Source organism: Mycobacterium sp. ACS4331, assembly GCF_001667265.1.
GTDB lineage: Bacteria > Actinomycetota > Actinomycetes > Mycobacteriales > Mycobacteriaceae > Mycobacterium.
The window spans coordinates 24,774-42,760 of sequence record NZ_LZHW01000090.1 but is presented as its reverse complement, the minus strand read 5'-3'; the positions used below and the strand labels follow the sequence as shown (position 1 = coordinate 42,760).

At 67.1% G+C, this 17,987-nt stretch carries 19 protein-coding genes and 1 tRNA gene; 12 read left to right on the top strand and 8 right to left on the bottom strand.

Going from position 1 to position 17,987, the window contains the following annotated elements; translation table 11 throughout:
- Positions 1-92 precede the first annotated feature (92 nt).
- The 5 genes from purD to A5727_RS21180 are packed head-to-tail and all read right to left on the bottom strand — an operon-like array spanning position 93 to position 4,992.
- Entirely contained in the window at positions 93-1,361 is a 1,269-nt protein-coding gene (purD, locus tag A5727_RS21200) for a phosphoribosylamine--glycine ligase (protein ID WP_068254547.1), read from the bottom strand.
- A 55-nt stretch (positions 1,362-1,416) separates the two neighbouring features.
- On the bottom strand, positions 1,417-1,860 hold the full coding sequence (locus tag A5727_RS21195) for a carboxymuconolactone decarboxylase family protein (protein WP_068254544.1): 444 nt from the start codon (positions 1,858-1,860) through the stop codon (positions 1,417-1,419).
- Positions 1,861-1,862: 2 nt separating this feature from the next.
- The gene (locus tag A5727_RS21190; protein ID WP_068254542.1) at positions 1,863-2,726 is read right to left on the bottom strand and encodes an NAD(P)-dependent oxidoreductase; all 864 of its coding nucleotides are present in this window, start codon (positions 2,724-2,726) and stop codon (positions 1,863-1,865) included.
- A complete protein-coding gene (locus A5727_RS21185; protein WP_068254539.1) occupies positions 2,723-3,475 on the bottom strand; it encodes an SDR family oxidoreductase in 753 nt (250 codons plus the stop codon). The genes A5727_RS21190 and A5727_RS21185 overlap by 4 nt, the downstream gene beginning before the upstream one ends.
- A gap of 47 nt (positions 3,476-3,522) precedes the next feature.
- Positions 3,523-4,992, bottom strand: a complete 1,470-nt coding sequence (locus A5727_RS21180; protein WP_068254536.1) for an aldehyde dehydrogenase — start codon at positions 4,990-4,992, stop codon at positions 3,523-3,525.
- 203 nt (positions 4,993-5,195) lie between these two features.
- Here A5727_RS21180 and A5727_RS21175 point away from each other — a divergent pair, with 203 nt between their 5' ends.
- The 8 genes from A5727_RS21175 (at position 5,196) to A5727_RS21140 (ending at position 11,944) form a co-directional block, all read left to right on the top strand.
- Positions 5,196-5,798 carry a TetR/AcrR family transcriptional regulator gene (locus A5727_RS21175; protein WP_068254532.1) on the top strand — a complete coding sequence of 201 codons (603 nt, stop codon included), beginning with the start codon at positions 5,196-5,198 and terminating at the stop codon, positions 5,796-5,798.
- Entirely contained in the window at positions 5,795-7,009 is a 1,215-nt protein-coding gene (locus A5727_RS21170) for a cytochrome P450 (RefSeq protein ID WP_068254529.1), read from the top strand. The genes A5727_RS21175 and A5727_RS21170 overlap by 4 nt, the downstream gene beginning before the upstream one ends.
- A gap of 16 nt (positions 7,010-7,025) precedes the next feature.
- The gene (locus A5727_RS21165; protein WP_068254526.1) at positions 7,026-7,850 is read left to right on the top strand and encodes an SDR family oxidoreductase; all 825 of its coding nucleotides are present in this window, start codon (positions 7,026-7,028) and stop codon (positions 7,848-7,850) included.
- The gene (cyp51, locus tag A5727_RS21160) at positions 7,847-9,202 is read left to right on the top strand and encodes a lanosterol 14-alpha demethylase (RefSeq protein WP_068254522.1); all 1,356 of its coding nucleotides are present in this window, start codon (positions 7,847-7,849) and stop codon (positions 9,200-9,202) included. The genes A5727_RS21165 and cyp51 overlap by 4 nt, the downstream gene beginning before the upstream one ends.
- 3 nt (positions 9,203-9,205) lie before the next feature.
- Positions 9,206-9,418, top strand: a complete 213-nt coding sequence (locus A5727_RS21155) for a ferredoxin (RefSeq protein ID WP_068254518.1) — start codon at positions 9,206-9,208, stop codon at positions 9,416-9,418.
- A gap of 179 nt (positions 9,419-9,597) precedes the next feature.
- Positions 9,598-10,146, top strand: a complete 549-nt coding sequence (locus A5727_RS21150; protein WP_068254515.1) for a nuclear transport factor 2 family protein — start codon at positions 9,598-9,600, stop codon at positions 10,144-10,146.
- A 109-nt stretch (positions 10,147-10,255) separates the two neighbouring features.
- The gene (locus A5727_RS21145; protein WP_068254512.1) at positions 10,256-11,386 is read left to right on the top strand and encodes an NDMA-dependent alcohol dehydrogenase; all 1,131 of its coding nucleotides are present in this window, start codon (positions 10,256-10,258) and stop codon (positions 11,384-11,386) included.
- Between the two features lie 153 nt (positions 11,387-11,539).
- A complete protein-coding gene (locus A5727_RS21140; protein WP_068254509.1) occupies positions 11,540-11,944 on the top strand; it encodes an HIT family protein in 405 nt (134 codons plus the stop codon).
- On the opposite strand, the gene A5727_RS21135 is transcribed toward A5727_RS21140, so the two are convergent.
- Together A5727_RS21135 and A5727_RS21130 are read right to left on the bottom strand one after the other, a co-directional pair.
- The gene (locus tag A5727_RS21135) at positions 11,916-13,391 is read right to left on the bottom strand and encodes a sensor histidine kinase (RefSeq protein ID WP_502687699.1); all 1,476 of its coding nucleotides are present in this window, start codon (positions 13,389-13,391) and stop codon (positions 11,916-11,918) included. The genes A5727_RS21140 and A5727_RS21135 overlap by 29 nt on opposite strands.
- Positions 13,392-13,407: 16 nt before the next feature.
- A complete protein-coding gene (locus A5727_RS21130; protein WP_068254506.1) occupies positions 13,408-14,127 on the bottom strand; it encodes a response regulator transcription factor in 720 nt (239 codons plus the stop codon).
- 131 nt (positions 14,128-14,258) lie between these two features.
- On the opposite strand from A5727_RS21130, the gene A5727_RS21125 reads away from it, so the two are divergent.
- Positions 14,259-14,999, top strand: coding sequence for a hypothetical protein (locus A5727_RS21125; protein WP_068254617.1), 741 nt, complete (start codon positions 14,259-14,261; stop codon positions 14,997-14,999).
- Between the two features lie 40 nt (positions 15,000-15,039).
- A tRNA-Thr gene (locus tag A5727_RS21120) sits at positions 15,040-15,114 on the top strand.
- A gap of 4 nt (positions 15,115-15,118) precedes the next feature.
- Here the strand turns inward: A5727_RS21120 and A5727_RS27635 are convergent.
- The gene (locus A5727_RS27635) at positions 15,119-15,295 is read right to left on the bottom strand and encodes a hypothetical protein (RefSeq protein WP_157521493.1); all 177 of its coding nucleotides are present in this window, start codon (positions 15,293-15,295) and stop codon (positions 15,119-15,121) included.
- A gap of 144 nt (positions 15,296-15,439) precedes the next feature.
- On the opposite strand from A5727_RS27635, the gene A5727_RS21115 reads away from it, so the two are divergent.
- Entirely contained in the window at positions 15,440-16,597 is a 1,158-nt protein-coding gene (locus A5727_RS21115) for an LLM class flavin-dependent oxidoreductase (RefSeq protein WP_231992179.1), read from the top strand.
- A gap of 8 nt (positions 16,598-16,605) precedes the next feature.
- Complete coding sequence (locus A5727_RS21110; protein WP_068254503.1) at positions 16,606-17,985, top strand: NtaA/DmoA family FMN-dependent monooxygenase; 1,380 nt, start codon at positions 16,606-16,608, stop codon at positions 17,983-17,985.
- Positions 17,986-17,987: the final 2 nt, after the last annotated feature.

The following is a 17,987-nucleotide window of genomic DNA, read 5'->3' as shown; positions in this document are numbered from 1 at the left end:
AATGGATCGGTCAACTGTAAGTCATACGGCAGGGGTGATGTAAGGGGGCACAGGCCATACGCGCGTGGGAGCAGTGCCTCAAACCGGCGCCACTAGACCGTGATCTCGCCGCGCTCCGCGCGCAGCCCGATGTCGGAGCGGAAATGACTGCCCGGCAGACGAACCGAATTCACCCTGGCGTAGGCGTCGGCTCTGGCCGCGGCCAGGTCGGCGCCGGTGCCCACCACGGCGAGCACGCGGCCGCCGGAGGACACCACGGCGCCGTCGTCGCGGCGGGCGGTGCCGGCGTGCAACACACCTTCGGCCTCCGAGCCGATGATGACGTCGCCCACCCTGGGCCTGCCGGGGTAGTTCTCCGCGGCGATGACGACCGTGACGGCTGAACCCGGGCGCCACTGCAGGGGCGCGACGTCGGCGAGCGTGCCGGTGGCCGCGGCGTGCAGCACCTGTCCGAGCGGGGACTCCAGCAGGGCAAGCACCGACTGCGTCTCCGGATCGCCGAATCGGCAGTTGAACTCGACCACGGACGGGCCGGCCGACGTGATGGCCAGGCCGGCGTACAGCAGGCCGGAGAACGAGCTTCCACGCCGGACCAGTTCCGCCGCAACGGGTTTGACGGTCTCCTCGACGATCTGTGTGAGGATCTCCTCGGGCAACCAGGGCAGCGGTGCATAGGCGCCCATACCGCCGGTGTTGGGACCGGAGTCGTTGTCGCCGACCCGCTTGAAGTCCTGCGCGGGCAGCAGTGGGACGACAGTCTCGCCGTCGACGACGCAGAACAGCGACACCTCGGGTCCGTCGAGGAACGATTCCAGCAGCACCGGGTGGCCCTCGTCGAGAAGCCCGGCGGCGTGCGCACGGGCGACGGCACGGTCGTCGGTGACCACCACACCCTTGCCCGCGGCCAGCCCGTCGTCCTTGACCACCCAGGCCCGCTGCCCGGCGGCGGGGCCGAACCGGTCCAGGGCGGCATCGAGATGGCCCGGATTGTCGACGACCTCGCTGGTCGCGGTGCGCACCCCCGCGGCGGACATGACGTCCTTGGCGAACGCCTTGGAGCCCTCGATGCGCGCGGCGTCCTTCGAGGGGCCGAAGCACGCGATGCCGGCGGCGCGGACGGCGTCGGCGACCCCGAGCACCAAGGGCACCTCGGGTCCGATCACCACAAGGTCGGCACCCACCCTGCGGGCCAGCGCGACGACGGCGTCGGCGGACGTCACGTCGACGTCGTGCTGTTCGGCGAGCGTGGCGGTACCGGCGTTGCCGGGGGCCACCGAAAGGCTCTCGACCTGCGGATCTCGCTTCAGGGCGAGCAGCAGGGCGTGTTCACGGGCACCGGAACCAATGACGAGGACGTGCACAGACAGTCACCCTATCGCTCCCCGGCCCCGGGCCCGAAGTTCAGGGCGTCTCAGGTCACTTGTCGTCGAGCGTGCGGCCGCTGCTCATCTTGACCGCGGCGTTCACATTCGCGCGCTTGTCCTCGCCCTCGCCCCGTTCGGCGGCTTCGCGGCGCTTGTTGGCCACCTTGTCGACGGTGCCGTTGAGCCCCGAGCCCAGCGGGAAGCCGAGGTACTGCGTCAGGAAGACCGCGATGTCCTTGAGCTCGGCCTCGTCGAGTTCACCATTGAGCAGCGCGGCGTTGACCTGGATCTCCGCCAGGTCCTGCCGGCCGACCGCGGTGACCGCCGTCAGGGTCATGATGCGCTTCTCCCGCATCGACAGACCCGGCCGGTTCCAGATGTCGCCGAACAGGTGATCAACGGTCAGGTCGAAGTACGGATCGCCCTCGATGTTGGGCATCTCCCAGCCGTAGACCTCGTTCATCTTCTCGAGGCCCTTGCGGCGGCGTTCGTCCATGCTCACTCCTGATTCTTCGAATGCGGCACGCCGAGCCCATCGGCGATGCGCTCCAGCGCGATGTGCGCCAACGGAAGTTCCGCGCCGACCGACTCCCCAAGGTCGAGTGCGAGCGTCAGATCCTTCTCGGCGAGCCCGCGGGTGTGGACGAACATATCGTGCAGAAAGTGGTCCGGTGCCAGGGGTTTGGTGTCATCCCGGAACATGATGGCTCCAGGCCCGCCACTCTGCGCGTCGGAATGCCGGACCACCCGCCCGAGCTTCTGAAGATCGATACCGCTGGCCTCGGCAAGCACCTGCGCCTCACAGGCGGCCGCGAACCCGATGAACGTCAACATGTTCCGGGCCAGCTTCATCCGGGTGCCCGCGCCGGGCTCCCCGGCCCGGACGACCAGCGACGCCCACTGCTTGAAGACCGGCTTGACCATGGCGTAGGCCTCGTCGTCGGCACCGACCATGACCGCGAGCTCGCCCTTGTCGGCCGCTCCCGCACCCCCGCTGACGGGAGCATCGACGATATAAATCCCCTTGGGGCGCAACTGCTCAGCGAGATCGGGTGCGGTCCGGGGCTCGATGGTCGAGTGGATCGCGATGACGGTTCCGGGCTTGGCGTGCTCGGCGAGCTCGCCGACCACCTCCCGCACCTGCGCGTCGTTGAGCACCGTGACGCTGATGACGTCGGCGGCGGCGACGTCGGCGACGCTGTCGGCCAGGCTGGCGCCGAGTTCCGCCAGGGGCGTGATCGCCTCCGTACGGACGTCGAACACCACGAGGCCCCCGGGCCAGTCGACCAGCCGTCGGGCCATCGGCGCTCCCTGATTGCCCAGACCGATGTAGCCGAGCCTGATGTCCTCTGGAGTGCTCATGACCGGATGATCTGTCCGCCGTCGACGTTGAAGATCTGCCCGGTGATCCACGACGCCTCGTCGCTGAGCAGGAACAGGCACATGCCCACCAGATCGTCGGGGGTACCCATCCTCGACAGCGGCAGGCCCTTGACGATGTCGGCGACGATCTCCTGCGGAGTGGTGGTGCGGTTGGCCTCGGTGTCGATCGGCCCAGGCGCGATCGCGTTGATCCGGATGTTCTGGCCGCCCAACTCGCGGGACAACTGCTGGGTCAGGCCATTGATCCCGGTCTTGGCCAGTCCGTAGAAATTGGAGTACAGCCACGCCGCGGTCGAGGACTGGTTGACGATCGCCCCGCCGCCACGCTTGGCCATCTTCTTGTAGACCGCGCGGGTGCACCACAGCGCGCCGTCGAGGTTGACGCTCATGAACTTCCGGTAGTACTCGGGGTCGACGGTCACCAGGAAGTCCAGCTTCATGCCGCCGAAGATCGCGGCGTTGTTCACCAGGTAGTCGATACCGCCGAACTCCGCCAGAGTGCGGTCAGCCATCTCCTTGGCCGACGCTGGGTCCGACACGTCGACGGGTACGGCCAGCGCCGTCCCGCCCTCAGCCTTGATGCCCGCCGCGACCTTCTCGGCACCTTCGAGGTTGATGTCGGCGATCACGACCGCCGCACCCTCGCGCGCCAGCGCCTCGGCGTACGCCTGGCCGATGCCGCCACCGGCGCCGGTGACGATGCCGACCTTGTCCTCAAAACGTCCCACGTATCTCTCCTCGAATGTGGTCTGAATGCCCGGTTTTCGGGCGTGTGTCAGGTCGCCAGGGTGGCGATGACCTTGATCTCGGTGTACTCCTCGAAGCCGGCCACACCCATCTCACGGCCGATTCCAGACTGCTTGTACCCGCCGAAGGGGGCGTCGGCGGCGTACCAGACGCCACCGTTGACGTTGACTGTTCCGACGCGCAGTCGGGCCGCGACCGCCGCGGCACGGTCCGGGTCGGCCGAGAACACCGTCCCGGACAGGCCGTAGGGCGAGTCGTTGGCGATGGCCACCGCGTCGTCGTCGCCGTCGTGGGCGATCACCGTCAGCACCGGGCCGAAGATCTCCTCCCGCGCGACCCGCGCGGAGTTGTCCAGACCCGCGATGACAGTCGGTTCGATGAAGAAGCCCTTGGGCTGATCGTCGGGACGTCCTCCGCCGCAGGCGAATCGGCCACCCTCCTCGATCGCGAGGTCGAGGTAGGACTGCACGCGGTCGCGCTGGCGCGCGGAGATCAGGGGGCCGCAGATGGTGCGCTTGCTGGTCGGGTCACCCGGCTTGAGGCCCGACATCGTGGCTGCTGCGGCATCGATCGCTGCATCGTAGGAGGCTCGCGGCACCACCAGGCGCGTCGTGATCGCGCATCCCTGGCCGGCATGCATCGAGGCCGTGAACGCCGCCATCGAGCAGGCCCCGGCCAGATCGGCGTCGTCGAGCACCACGAACGCGGACTTGCCGCCGAGTTCGAGGAACACCTTCTTGATGGTCGCCGCGGCGTCGGTCATCACGGCGCGGCCGGTGGCCGTCGACCCCGTGAACGAAACCATGTCCACCCGAGGGTCTTTGGACAGCAGCGCACCCACCGAGTGGTCGCTGGAGGTGACGATGTTGACCACACCGGGGGGAAAGTCGGTGTGCTCGGCGATCAGCTCGCCGAGCACCGCCGCGGCCCACGGGGTGTCCGGCGCCGGCTTGAGGACCAGGGTGTTCCCCGCGGCCAGTGCGGGACCGATCTTGGCCAGGTTGATCTGGTGCGGGAAATTCCACGGCGTGATCCCCCCCCCCCCCCCGACCGCCTCGCGGGCGATGGTGCGGTTGGTCGGCATGCCCTGGGGTGTGGCGAATCCCAGATCGGTTGTCCACTGATAGTTCTCGGCGGTGTCCGCGCAGAACTTCAGGTCGTCGACCGGCCCCTCCAGCTGACCACCGGAGGTCAGCATCCTGGGTGCACCGACCTCGGCGATGGTCAGGTCCCGCAGGTCCTCGATGTGCTCCTGCATCGCCGCGCGCAGTTGCCGCAGGCATCGCACCCGCAGTTCGGTGTCACGGGACCAGTCGGTGTCGTCGAACGCGCGTCGCGCCGCCTCGATCGCAGCGCCCATGTCCGCCGCGTCGGCGTCGGCTGCGCTGCCGAGCACCTCCTCGGTGGCGGGGTTGACCGTGTCGAACTCACCGTTGGCGCCGGCGACCAGTTTCCCGTCGATCAACAGGTGACTGCGCTTGTCGGCCAGTAATGCCATGAGCAACTCCAACGTCTCGGGTGCGGGGACCGCTATCTGGACATGTGTCCGATGTACGCCGTCCGAACATAGCCTCACGACACCGGAATGGGCAAGGGTCGACGGGCCCGTCGTCGTGGCCAGGGGGCGGGCACATACGCGATTTACTGCGTATATCCGCCCACATCTTGCCTGGACCGCGACGGCTGATCTAGGTTGGACATGTGTCCAGCGATTCCGTGTTAGCTGCGTCCGGCGCAGCCCCGGAGAGCACCCGCAATCGGCGCCAAGAAGAGACCTTCCGCAAGGTCCTCGACGCCGGCCGGGAGATGCTGAGCGAGACCTCGTACGCCGACCTGACGGTCCGTGCGGTGGCGAAACGGGCCCAGGTCGCACCGGCCACGGCCTACACGTACTTCTCGTCGAAGAATCACCTGATCGCCGAGGTCTACCTTGACCTGATCAAACGCGTGCCCTACTTCACCGACGTCAACGACAGCCAGCGCACCCGCGTCGAGAATGCGCTGCGCAGCCTCGCCCTCGTCGTCGCCGACGATCCCGAGGTCGCCGCGGCCTGCACCACGGCACTGATGTCCGGCGGAGACCCCGCGGTTCTGACGGTGCGGGACCGCATCGGCGCCGAGATCCACCGGAGGATCAGTTCGGCGATGGGACCCGGCGCGGACGCGCGTTCGGTCGCCGCGCTGCAGATGGCCTTCTTTGGGGCGCTGGTTCAGGCGGGCAGCGGCGCGTTCACCTATCAGCAGACGACCGATCAACTGACCTATGTGGTCGGCCTGATCCTCCCGGCCCAAGGAGACCGATGACCGTCCAGATCGACAAACCGATCCTCGACCCCTACGACTACGACTTCCACGAGGACCCGTACCCGTATTACCAGCGCCTGCGCGACGAGGCACCGCTCTACCACAACGAGGACCTCGGGTTCTGGGCACTGTCGCGCCACTCCGACGTCGTCGCGGGATTCCGCAACAGCACCAGACTCTCCAACGCCTACGGAGTGTCGTTGGACCCGGCGTCTCGCGGACCGCACGCCTCGAAGACCATGTCGTTTCTGGCCATGGACGATCCGGCGCATCTGCGGCTGCGCACGCTGGTCTCAAAGGGCTTCACGCCCAGGCGTATTCGCGAGCTCGAGCCGCGGGTCACCGAACTGACCGTCAAGCATCTCGATTCCCTGCTGGCCCAGGCCCAGGCCGGCGCCCCGGTGGACTACGTAGCCGAGTTCGCCGGCAAGCTGCCCATGGATGTCATCTCCGAACTGATGGGTGTGCCCGAACCGGACCGCGACCAGGTGCGCGCCTGGGCCGACGCCGTGATGCACCGTGAGGACGGGGTCACCGACGTCCCCCCGACAGCGATCGAGGCCTCACTCAACCTGATCGTCTACTACCAGGAGATGGTCGCCCAGCGTCGCCGGAGCGCGACCGACGACCTCACCTCGGCGCTGCTGGCCGCCGAGATCGACGGCGACCGTCTCACCGACGACGAAGTGCTCGGATTCATGTTCCTGATGGTGATCGCCGGCAACGAGACCACCACAAAACTGCTTGCGAACGCGGCCTTCTGGGGACACCGCAACCCTGACCAGCTCGCCCCGGTCTACGACGACCTGTCCCGCGTCCCGCTGTGGGTCGAGGAGACGCTGCGCTACGACACCTCGAGTCAGATCCTGGCCCGCACCGTCGCCGGGGAGTTCGAGATCTACGACACCACGATTCCCGACGGCGACGTGCTCCTGCTGCTGCCGGGTTCGGCGCATCGCGACGAACGCGTGTTCGCCGACCCCGACGAGTTCATCATCGGTCGTGAAATCGGATCCAAACTGCTGAGTTTCGGCAGCGGCGCGCACTTCTGCCTCGGCGCCCACCTGGCGCGAATGGAGGCGCGGGTGGCCCTGACCGAGCTGTTCCGGCGGATCCGCGGCTACGAGGTCGACGAGGCCAACGCCGTCCGCGTCCACTCCAGCAATGTCCGTGGATTCGCCCACCTCCCCATCACCGTGCAGGTTCGCTGAAAGGTCATCGGTTCACATGCCCCGCTTCGATCCACTCCCCGCCCGTCGACCCGCCCTGGTCGCAGGTGCATCGTCCGGCATCGGCGCCGCCACGGCGATCGAACTGGCCGCCCACGGATTCCCGGTCGCCCTCGGTGCCCGCCGCGTGGAGAAATGTCAGGAGATCGTCGACCAGATCAGGGCCGACGGCGGTGAGGCCATCGCCGTCTCACTCGACGTCACCGACGCCGACTCCGTGACCGCCGCGGTCAAACGGGTCACCGCGGAACTCGGCGACATCGAGGTGCTGGTGGCCGGCGCCGGGGACACCTACTTCGGCAAGCTCGACTCCATCACCACCGACGATTTCGAATCGCAGATCCAGATCCACCTGATCGGCGCCAACCGCGTCGCCACCGCGGTGCTGTCCGGCATGATCGAACGCCGGCGCGGCGACCTGATCTTCGTGGGTTCCGACGTCGCCCTGCGCCCCCGCCCGCACATGGGCGCCTACGGCGCGGCCAAGGCGGCACTGGTGGCGATGGTGACCAACTTCCAGATGGAACTCGAGGGCACCGGCGTACGCGCCTCCGTCGTGCATCCGGGGCCGACCAAGACCGCGATGGGGTGGAGCCTGCCCGCGGAGCTCATCGGACCCGCGCTCGAGGACTGGGCCAAATGGGGACAGGCCCGCCACGACTACTTCCTGCGGGCCGCCGACCTGGCCCGCGCCATCACGTTCGTCGCGGAGACTCCCCGCGGCGGATTCATCGCCAACATGGAACTTCAGCCCGAGGCCCCGTTGGCCGAGGTGAAGGACCGTCAGAAACTCGCGCTTGGTGAGGAGGGAATGCCGTCATGACGACTGCAGTCGTGCCCCGGGTATCCGGCGGCGAGGATGAGCACGGCCACCTTGAGGAGTTCCGCACCGACCCCATCGGCCTGATGAAGCGCATCCGCGAGGAGTGCGGTGACGTCGGGTGGTTCCAGCTCGCGGGCAAGCAGGTGGTGCTGTTGTCCGGGGCCGAGGCCAACGAGTTCTTCTTCCGATCCAGCGACAGCGAACTCAACCAGGCCGAGGCCTACCCCTTCATGACCCCGATCTTCGGGGAGGGCGTGGTCTTCGACGCCGATCCCGAGCGTCGCGCGGAGATGTTGCACAACACCGCACTTCGCGGCGAGCAGATGAAGGGGCACGCGGCCACCATCGAGGGCGAAGTCCGCAGGATGATCGCCGACTGGGGTGACACCGGCGAGATCGACCTGTTGGACTTCTTCGCGGAGTTGACCATCTACACCTCCACGGCATGCCTGATCGGCCAGAAGTTCCGCAACCAACTGGACTCGCGGTTCGCGAACTACTACCACCTGCTCGAGCGCGGGACCGATCCGCTCTGCTACGTCGACCCCTATCTGCCGATCGAGAGCTTCCGCATCCGGGACGAGGCCCGGGCCAGCCTGGTGGAACTGGTGCAGGAGGTCATGAACGGGCGAATCGCCAACCCGCCCACGGACAAGAGCGACCGCGACCTGCTCGACGTGCTGGTGTCGATCAAGGATGAGGACGGCAATCACCGGTTCTCGGCCAACGAGGTCACCGGCATGTTCATCTCGCTGATGTTCGCCGGGCACCACACCAGTTCGGGAACGTCGTCGTGGACACTGATCGAACTGCTGCGGCATCCCGAGTTCTACGCCAAGGTCCAGCAGGAGCTCGACGACCTCTACGCCGACGGCCAGGAGGTGAGTTTCCATGCGCTGCGCCAGATCCCGAACCTGGACAACGCACTCAAGGAGACGCTACGACTGCATCCGCCGCTGATCATCCTGATGCGGGTGGCCCAGGATGAGTTCGAGGTGGCGGGGCATCCGATCCACAAGGGGCAGATGGTGGCGGCCTCTCCCGCCATCTCCAACCGGATTCCCGAGGACTTCCCCGACCCGGACGCCTTCGATCCGGACCGCTACGAGAAGCCTCGTCAGGAGGACCTGATCAACCGGTGGACGTGGATTCCGTTCGGCGCCGGCAAGCACCGCTGCGTGGGTGCCGCGTTCGCACAGATGCAGATCAAGGCGATCTTCTCGGTGCTGTTGCGCGAGTACGAGTTTGAGATGGCGCAGCCTCCGGAGACTTACCAGAACGACCACTCCAAGATGGTGGTCCAGCTGGCCCGCCCGGCCAGGGTCCGCTACCGCAGGCGCACCAAGGTCTGAGCCATGGGCTGCTATCGCATCGAACTCGACGAGGACCTGTGCCAGGGCCACGCCATGTGTGAACTCGAGGCACCGGAGGTCTTCTCGGTGCCCAAACGCGGGGTCGTCGAGATCCTTGACACCGAACCACCCGATGAACTGCGCGAGGCCGTCGAGATGGCGGTCGAGATGTGTCCCACCCGAGCACTTTCCATCACCGAGGTCGACGAAACCTGAGGGAGGAACGACCGAAGGTGAGGAGACCGACCATCAACACCGAGGTCGACGAAACCTGAGGGAGGAACGACCGAAGGTGAGGAGACCGACCGTCAACACCGAGGTCGACGAAACCTGAGGGAGGAACGACCGAAGGTGAGGAGACCGACCATCAACACCCCCACAGAAGAGGAACGACAATGGCGTCACGTGAACAGCTTGAAGACTGGGTCGAGCGTTGGCTGAAGGCCAACCAGGATGCCGAGGCCGCCGGCGATTGGAAGCCGCTGGCCGACTTCTACACCGACGACGCCACCTACGGCTGGAACATCGGCCCCAAAGAGGATGTCATGTGCATCGGCAAGGAGGAGATCCGCGACATCGCCCTGGGCCTTGAGATGGAGGGCCTCGAGAACTGGGTCTACGAGTACCAGCGGACCCTGATCGATGAGAAGCAGAACGAGATCGTCGGCTTCTGGAAGCAGATCGCCAACAAGAGTGACGGCACGCGGGAGGAGATCTACGGCATCGGGGGAAGCTGGTTCCGCCTCACCGACCAGGACGGGGCTCTGCTGATCGAATGGCAGCGCGATTTCTTCGACTTCGGCCACGTGGTGAAGGGCTATTCGAAGCTGATCGAGTCCGGCGATCTGACTCCAACCATGCAGAAGCGCATCGAGCGGTCGCTCTCGGGTGAGAAACTGCCGGGTTACTACCCGCTCGGCACGTCGCCAGCGCCCATCTGGTAGTCCGCACACAGAAAACTTGACACCCGTCTAGTTTGGGTGAGACCTTCGTCACTAGTATCTGGAGCTAGACGTAGTCGGCTCCGAAGAGGAAAGCAGGAACGCGAGCAACATGAAGACAAAAGGCGCCATCATCCGGGAGTTCAATCAGCCCTGGTCGATCGAGGAGATCGAGATCGGGGACCCCGTCAAGGATGAGGTCAAAATCCAGATGGAGGCCTCGGGCATGTGCCACTCGGATCACCATCTGGTGACCGGGGACATCCCGATGTTCGGTTTCCCGGTGCTGGGCGGACACGAGGGCGCGGGCATCGTCACCGAGGTGGGCCCCGGTGTGGAGAACGTCAAGGTCGGCGACCACGTCGTGCTGTCGTTCATCCCGTCCTGTGGCGAGTGTCCCTCGTGTCAGGCCGGCCTGCGCAACCTGTGCGATCTGGGCGCGGGCCTGCTGGCCGGCACCGCGGTCTCCGACGGCACGCACCGCATCCACACCGGCAAGGGCGAGCCGGTGTTCCCGATGACCCTGCTGGGCACCTTCAGCCCGTACATGGTCGTGCACAAGAGCTCGGTCGTGAAGATCGATCCGTCCATCCCGTTCGAGGTCGCCTGCCTGGTCGGCTGCGGTGTCACCACCGGTTACGGCTCGGCCGTCCGCAGCGGCGACATCCGTCCCGGCGAGGACGTCGCGATCATCGGCATCGGCGGTGTCGGCATGGGCGCGCTGCAGGGCGCGGTGAACGCCGGCGCCCGCAACATCTTCGCGGTCGACCCGATCGAGTGGAAGCGTGACCAGGCGCTGAAGTTCGGTGCCACCCACGCCTACCCCGACATCGACTCCGCCATGGCGGGCATCGCCGAGGTGACGGCCGGCGGCATGGCCCGCAAGACCATCATCACGGTCGGCGAGCTCAAGGGCTCAGACATCGACAGCTACCTGAACCTGACCTCGAAGGGCGGCACCGCCGTCGTGACGGCGGTCGGCAGCATGCTCGACACCAACGTCACGCTGAACCTGTCGATGCTGACGCTGCTGCAGAAGAACCTGCAGGGCACCATCTTCGGCGGCGGAAACCCGCACCACGACATCCCGCTGCTGCTGTCGATGTACAAGGCCGGTCGCCTCAACCTCGACGACATGGTCACGCGCCAGTACAAGCTGGAGCAGATCAACGACGGCTACAAGGACATGCTGGAGGGCCGCAACATCCGCGGCGTCATCCGCTACACCGACGCAGACCGGTAACCACCGGGTCCGCGGTCAGACCCCTACGAGCGGGGACCCAACAGAATCGCTCTTCTCCACCCGGAATCGCGCGATTCTGTTGGGGTTCCCCCGCCCTGACGGGACCTGCTCGCCGGGACAGGCCAGGAGAACCGGGCCCTATGCTGGGGACCCATGTCCTCCGTGTTCACCAAGATCATCAACCGGGAGCTTCCCGGACGTTTCGTCTACGAGGACGACGAGTTCGTCGCCTTCCTGACGATTGAGCCCATGACCCAGGGCCACACCCTGGTGGTCCCGCGAGCCGAGATCGACCAGTGGCAGGACATCGACTCCGCGACCTACGGACGCCTCATGGCGGTGTCGCAGCGGATCGGGCAGGCGGTGGTCCGCGCGTTCGGCGCACCCCGCGCCGGCCTGCTCATCGCGGGCCTGGAGGTGCCTCACCTGCACGTGCATGTGTTCCCGGCCTACCAGCTGACCGACTTCGGCTTCGCCGGAGTGGACCGCAATCCCTCACCGGAGTCCCTCGACGAGGCGCAGGCCAAGATCAAGGCCGCGCTGGCTCAACTGACCTAGCCTCCACCGCCTCAGTGACGGCCTCCCCCTCAGCGATGCGGGGCAGTCGGACCAGAAACCGGCTGCCCTCTCCCGGGGCCGTCGTGACCGTCACGGTGCCCCCGTGGGCCAGCACCAGGGAGTCGACGATCGACAGGCCCAGGCCGGTGCCGCCACTGGATCGCGTACGGGACGTGTCGGTGCGGTAGAAGCGTTCGAACACCCGCTGCGCGTCCTCGGTCGTCATTCCGGGGCCCTCGTCGACGACCTCCAGGATGGCGTCGTCCCCGATCGTCCCGACCCTCACCTTGACCGCCGCCGAGGCCGGAGTGTGCTGCAACGCGTTGGCCACCAGATTCCCGAGGACCTGGCGCAGCCTGGAGTCGTCGCCGATCACCTCGGGGGTGCCGGGACCGTCGACAACCTCCAGCGTGATGCGACGGTCAGGGGCGATCGACTTCGCGTCGTGAACCGCGTCGGTGGCCAGCAGCAGCAGATCGACGCGGCGCTGTTCGAGCGGACGCTGCGCATCGAGTCGCGCCAACAGCAGCAGATCCTCGACCAGCAGGCCCATCCGCCGGGACTCGCTCTCGATGCGCGACATCAGCATCTCGACATCGCGGGCCGCGCCCTGGCGGTACAACTCGGCGAAGCCGCGGATGGTGGTCAGCGGCGTGCGGAGTTCGTGGCTGGCGTCGGTGATGAACCGGCGCATGCGTTCCTCGGACGTCCGAGCCTGCTCGGCCGACGCATCCGAGGCCGCGACCGCCCGCTGGATCTGGGCCAGCATGCCGTTCAGCGCGACCGAAAGACGCCCCACTTCGGTGCGCGGATCACGTTGCGGGACACGACGATCCAGTTCTCCGTCGGCGATCGCCGCAGCGGTCTCCTCGACCTCGTCCAGGGGGCGGAGGCTGCGGTGCACGACGAGGTAGCCGACGATGCCCAACACCACGAGCACCGCTATACCGATGCCGGCCTGCGCATAGATGAGTGCCCGCACGGTGGACTGCATGTCGGACAGTTCGATGGCCACAGTGATCAGCTCACCGTGGGATCCACGCACCGACACCGCGCGCCACTGCGCCAGGGAGTCCACGGAGTCGACCGTGGTGGGCACCGGGCCGACGTCGTTGTCCGAGGGCAGATTGGGTTCTGCGGCATGGTCGCGACCGCCGATCCACACCTCACCGTTGTCCCCGACTCCGCGGACGTAGAAGTTCGACGGCGGCCGGCCCGGGTTGGGGTTCTCATTGGCCGGTGGGGCGTCTGGCCGCGGTTCCTGCGCCCACCCGGTGGAGGCGTCGATGAGCGTCTGATCGACGCGCGCCATGAGGCTGTGCTGGAGAATCGTGGTGACCGCGATACCCGATGCGAGCAGACCGCAGGCCACGAGCAGCAGCGTCGCGGCCACAAGCGAGACGCGCAACGGCACGCCCCGACTGATCTGAGGCCTCATGCCGTCCATTGTCACGCGCGTGGAGTCAGCGGGGTTCCCGAAGGACGTATCCGACGCCGCGCAGCGTGTGCAGCAGGCGTTTCTCCCCCGTGTCGATCTTGCGGCGCAGGTAGGACACATAGGACTCGACCACATTGACGTCGCCGCCGAAGTCGTAGCGCCACACGTGGTCGAGGATCTTCGGCTTGCTCAGAACAGTTCCGGCGTTGATGACGAAATAACGGAGCAGCGTGAACTCCGTCGGCGACAGCGACACCGGTTCACCGGCCTTCCAGACCTCGTGGGTGTCCTCGTCGAGTTCGATGTCCGCGAAGACCAGCCTGGATGTGCGGGGTTCCTCGACGTCCTTCTGGCTGCGGCGCAGAATCACCCGCAGCCGGGCCACCACCTCTTCGAGGCTGAACGGTTTGGTCACATAGTCGTCGCCACCGATGGTCAGGCCGGTGATCTTGTCCTGCAGCGTGTCGCGGGCGGTCAGGAAGAGCGCTGGCGCGTCTATCCCGTCGGCGCGCATCCGGCGGAGCACACCGAAGCCGTCCATTCCGGGCATCATCACGTCGAGGATGACGGCGTCCGGTTTGATCTCGCGGGCGGTGTCGAGGGCCTGCGGTCCGCTGCCCGCGGTGTAGACCTCGAATCCCTGGAACTTCAAGCTCACCGACAGAAGTTCGACGATGTTGGTCTCGTCATCGACGACCAGAACCCGGGCTTCCGGTTTGGTCTCGGTTGCTACTGGAGCGGCCATGACTTCAAATGTCCTCGCAATTTCTTGCGCTTGTGCTAACGAGTCGCTGTGCACTTCCTGTGAGTTTGGTTCCGGCTGTGGATTCCCGATACCCGCGGTTCGCCATTGCCGTCGGCCATACACTGGCGATCATGAACCTCGGCAAGAGCCTGGTTGACCTGGCCATGGCGCCGGCGCGCGTGGGGTTGGCCGTCACCGAAACCAGTCTCGACATCGCCAGCGGCGCGTTGGACCTGGCCAGACGCAGTCTCGGCGAGGTCGCCGGACAGGACGCAGGCATGGCGGTCTCCAACCTGCGTGGCCTCAACGACACCGTGGCCCGCGCGAACCGCATGGCCAAACTGGCCGACGATCTCCTGGCCGAGGATGCGCCGCTGACCCGGGCGCTGGCCCCCGACGGCCCCATCGACCGGCTCATGCGGCCGGGCGGGTTGATCGATCGCGTCACTGCCACGGACGGACTCCTGGACAAACTGACCGCGGAGGGCGGCGGCGTCGAGCGCGCGCTGGCCCCCGGCGGCCTGGTGGATCAACTGCTGGCCGAAGAAGGCCTGATCGATCGACTGCTCGCCGAGGACGGCCTGGCCGACCGCCTGCTGGCCGAGGGCGGGGTGGTCGACAAGCTGACGGCCCGCAACGGACCGCTGGAACAGTTGGCCGATGTGGCCGACACCCTGAACAGGCTCGCGCCCGGGCTGGAGGCCTTGGCGCCGACCATAGAGACCCTGCGCGAGGCCGTCATCATGCTCAGCCAGGTGGTCAATCCGCTGAGCAACATCGCCGACCGCATCCCGCTCCCGGGCCGCGCCCGCACTCGGCGGCCCACGCCGCGTCCGGTCAGCTCGCAACGGGTGATCGACCACGACACCTGACCCGCTACGCTTACCTTCGTTCGCGGCACGCCGCGACACCGCCTCCTTAGCTCAGTGGTAGAGCACTCGCCTTGTAAGCGAAAGGTCGTCAGTTCAATCCTGACAGGGGGCTCCACACGTCAGTTCTCGTCGGCGACCTGCCGCCGGCTCTGCTGCAGACCGGGTCCGTGCGGGTCCTCGTCCTGGTGCTCAAGCTGTCGCTGCACCTCCCGCTGCTCGTCGGTCGCCTTCGTGGCGTCCTTCGGGTGCGGCGGCGGGCTGCCCTCATGTTCCATACCGATGCTGGTTCTCCCCATCTCACCCCCGCTAAACGCCGGCTTTGGCATCACGCTGCGTCCATCGCTTCCGCACCGCCCGACACGGCAGAACACTGAAGGGGGAATGCCCCACCGATGACAAGGCGTTGTCGCTGACACCGCGCAGGAAAGTGAGGGTGACCGGTGACCGAACACCTCCACCTCGCCGTGGCCTTGGACGGCACCGGCTGGCACCCGGCCTCCTGGCGCGAACCCGACGCCCGCCCGACCGACCTGCTGAGCCCGCACTACTGGACCTACCTGGTCACCGAAGCCGAGCGCGGGCTGCTGACGTTCGTCACGATCGAGGACTCGCTGGCACTGCAGTCCGACGACCCGCTGCACCCCGACACCCGCATCGACCGGGTCCGCGGGCGCCTCGACGCCGTGCTGATCGCGGCGCGCGTGGCCCCGCGGACCACTCGGATCGGGTTGGTGCCCACGGCCGTGGTCACCCACACCGAGCCGTTCCACCTGTCGAAGGCCATCGCCACGCTGGACTACGTCAGCCTGGGCCGCGCCGGGGTCCGCGTCCAGGTGGCGCCCAGCCCGCAGACGGCCCGCCACTTCGGCCGTCGCGTCATCCCCGCCCTGTCCGAGGACCTGACGACCGAACTGTTCGATGAGGCCGCCGACTATGTCGAGGTGCTGCGCAGGCTCTGGGACAGCTGGGAGGACGACGCCGAGATCCGCGATGCCGCCACCGGGCGGTTCGTCGACCGGAACAAGCTGCACTACATCGACTTTCAGGGCACGAAGTTCTCGGTGAAGGGCCCCTCCATCACGCCCCGTCCGCCGCAGGGACAGCCGGTCGTCGCGGCCCTGTCCCACCGCGCCACCGGTTTCCCCCTGCTGGCCGGCAGCACCGATGTCGGCTTCATCACGCCACGCGACACCGCGGGGGCCGCACAGTCCGTCAAGGCCATCGCCGCACTGCGCAGCGGTCCACACCCGGTCCGCGTCTTCGCCGACCTGGTGGTCTTCCTCGCCGACACTCCCGCCGAGGCCCAGGCCCGAAAGGCGCGGCTTGACGGCATCACTGGGGACGAACATTCCAGCGATGCCGAGGTTTTCGTCGGCACACCGGCCCAGCTCGCAGACCTTCTCACCGACCGACAGTCCGCGGGCCTGTCCGGGTTCCGGCTGCGGCCCGCGACCCTTCCGCACGACCTGCTCCAGATCACCACCGGACTGGTACCCGAACTCCAGCGGCGCAAGGCCTTCCACACCGAATACACCGGCGCGACGCTGCGCGAACAACTCGGACTGCCCCGCCCGGCCAACCGCTACGCCACCGCCTGAGGACTCTCATGACCAAGCCCGTCAAGCAGATCCATCTGGCCGCCCACTTCCCCGGCGTGAACAACACCACGGTGTGGAGCGACCCGAACTCCGGCAGCCACATCGACTTCGCGTCGTTCGTCCACTTCGCCCAGACCGCCGAACGCGGGAAGTTCGACTTCCTGTTCCTGGCTGAGGGTCTGCGCCTGCGCGAGCAGGGCGGCACGATCTACGACCTCGACGTCGTCGGTCGCCCGGACACCTTCACGGTGCTGGCCGCGCTGGCCGCGGTCACTGACCACCTCGGCCTGACCGGAACCATCAACTCGACATTCAACGAACCGTACGAGGTGGCCCGCCAGTTCGCGTCGCTCGACCACCTGTCCGACGGGCGCGCGGCCTGGAACGTCGTGACGTCATGGGATGCGTTCACCGGTGAGAACTTCCGCCGTGGTGGATTCCTGCCCGAGAACCAGCGCTATGAGCGGGCCGAAAGCTTCCTGGCCGCCGCCCACACGCTCTTCGACTCGTGGACCGGCGACGAGATCGTCGCCGACAGGGACAGCGGGGTCTTTCTGAAGGATCCACAGGCCGGCCAATTCTCCTATCACGACGACCATTTCGACATCAGCGGACGATTCAACGTGCCGCGCAGCCCGCAGGGCCGCCCCGTCATCTTCCAGGCCGGCGACTCCGACCGCGGTCGTGAGTTCGCCGCCGCGGCTGCCGATGCGATCTTCTCCCGATACGGAACCCTCGAGGAGGGCCAGGCCTTCTTCAGCGACGTCAAGGGCCGACTCGCCAAGTACGGCCGTCGGCACGACGACCTGATGATCCTGCCCGCCGCCACATTCGTACTCGGCGACACCGACGCCGAGGCCGCCGACCTCGCGCACGAGGTGCGGTTGGCGCAGGTGTCCCCGCAGACCGCGATCAAGTTCCTCGAGCAACTGTGGAACCGTGACCTGTCCGACCACGACCCGGACGGACCGCTGCCCACGACCGACCCGGTGGTCGGGGAGAACACCATTGCGCGCGGCCGGGCCAGTGTGCGGATGCACCGCGATCCGATCGCGGTGGCCAACCAGTGGCGCGCGAAGGCCGAGGCCGAGAACCTCACCACCCGTGAGCTGATCATCGAGGTCACGGGACGACAGAACTTCATCGGATCACCCGAGACAGTCGCGGAGTCGATCAATCGACTGGTGCAGGCCGACGCGAGCGACGGTTTCATCCTGGTGCCGCATGTCACGCCGGGCGGCCTCGATCCCTTCGTCGACAAGGTGGTGCCGCTGCTGCAGGAACGCGGCGTGTTCCGCTCCGATTACAGCGGGACCACGCTGCGGGACCATCTCGGCCTGGCGAAACCACCTCGCAACGGCAGCCGGACGTCCACCGTGGCCAGCTGACC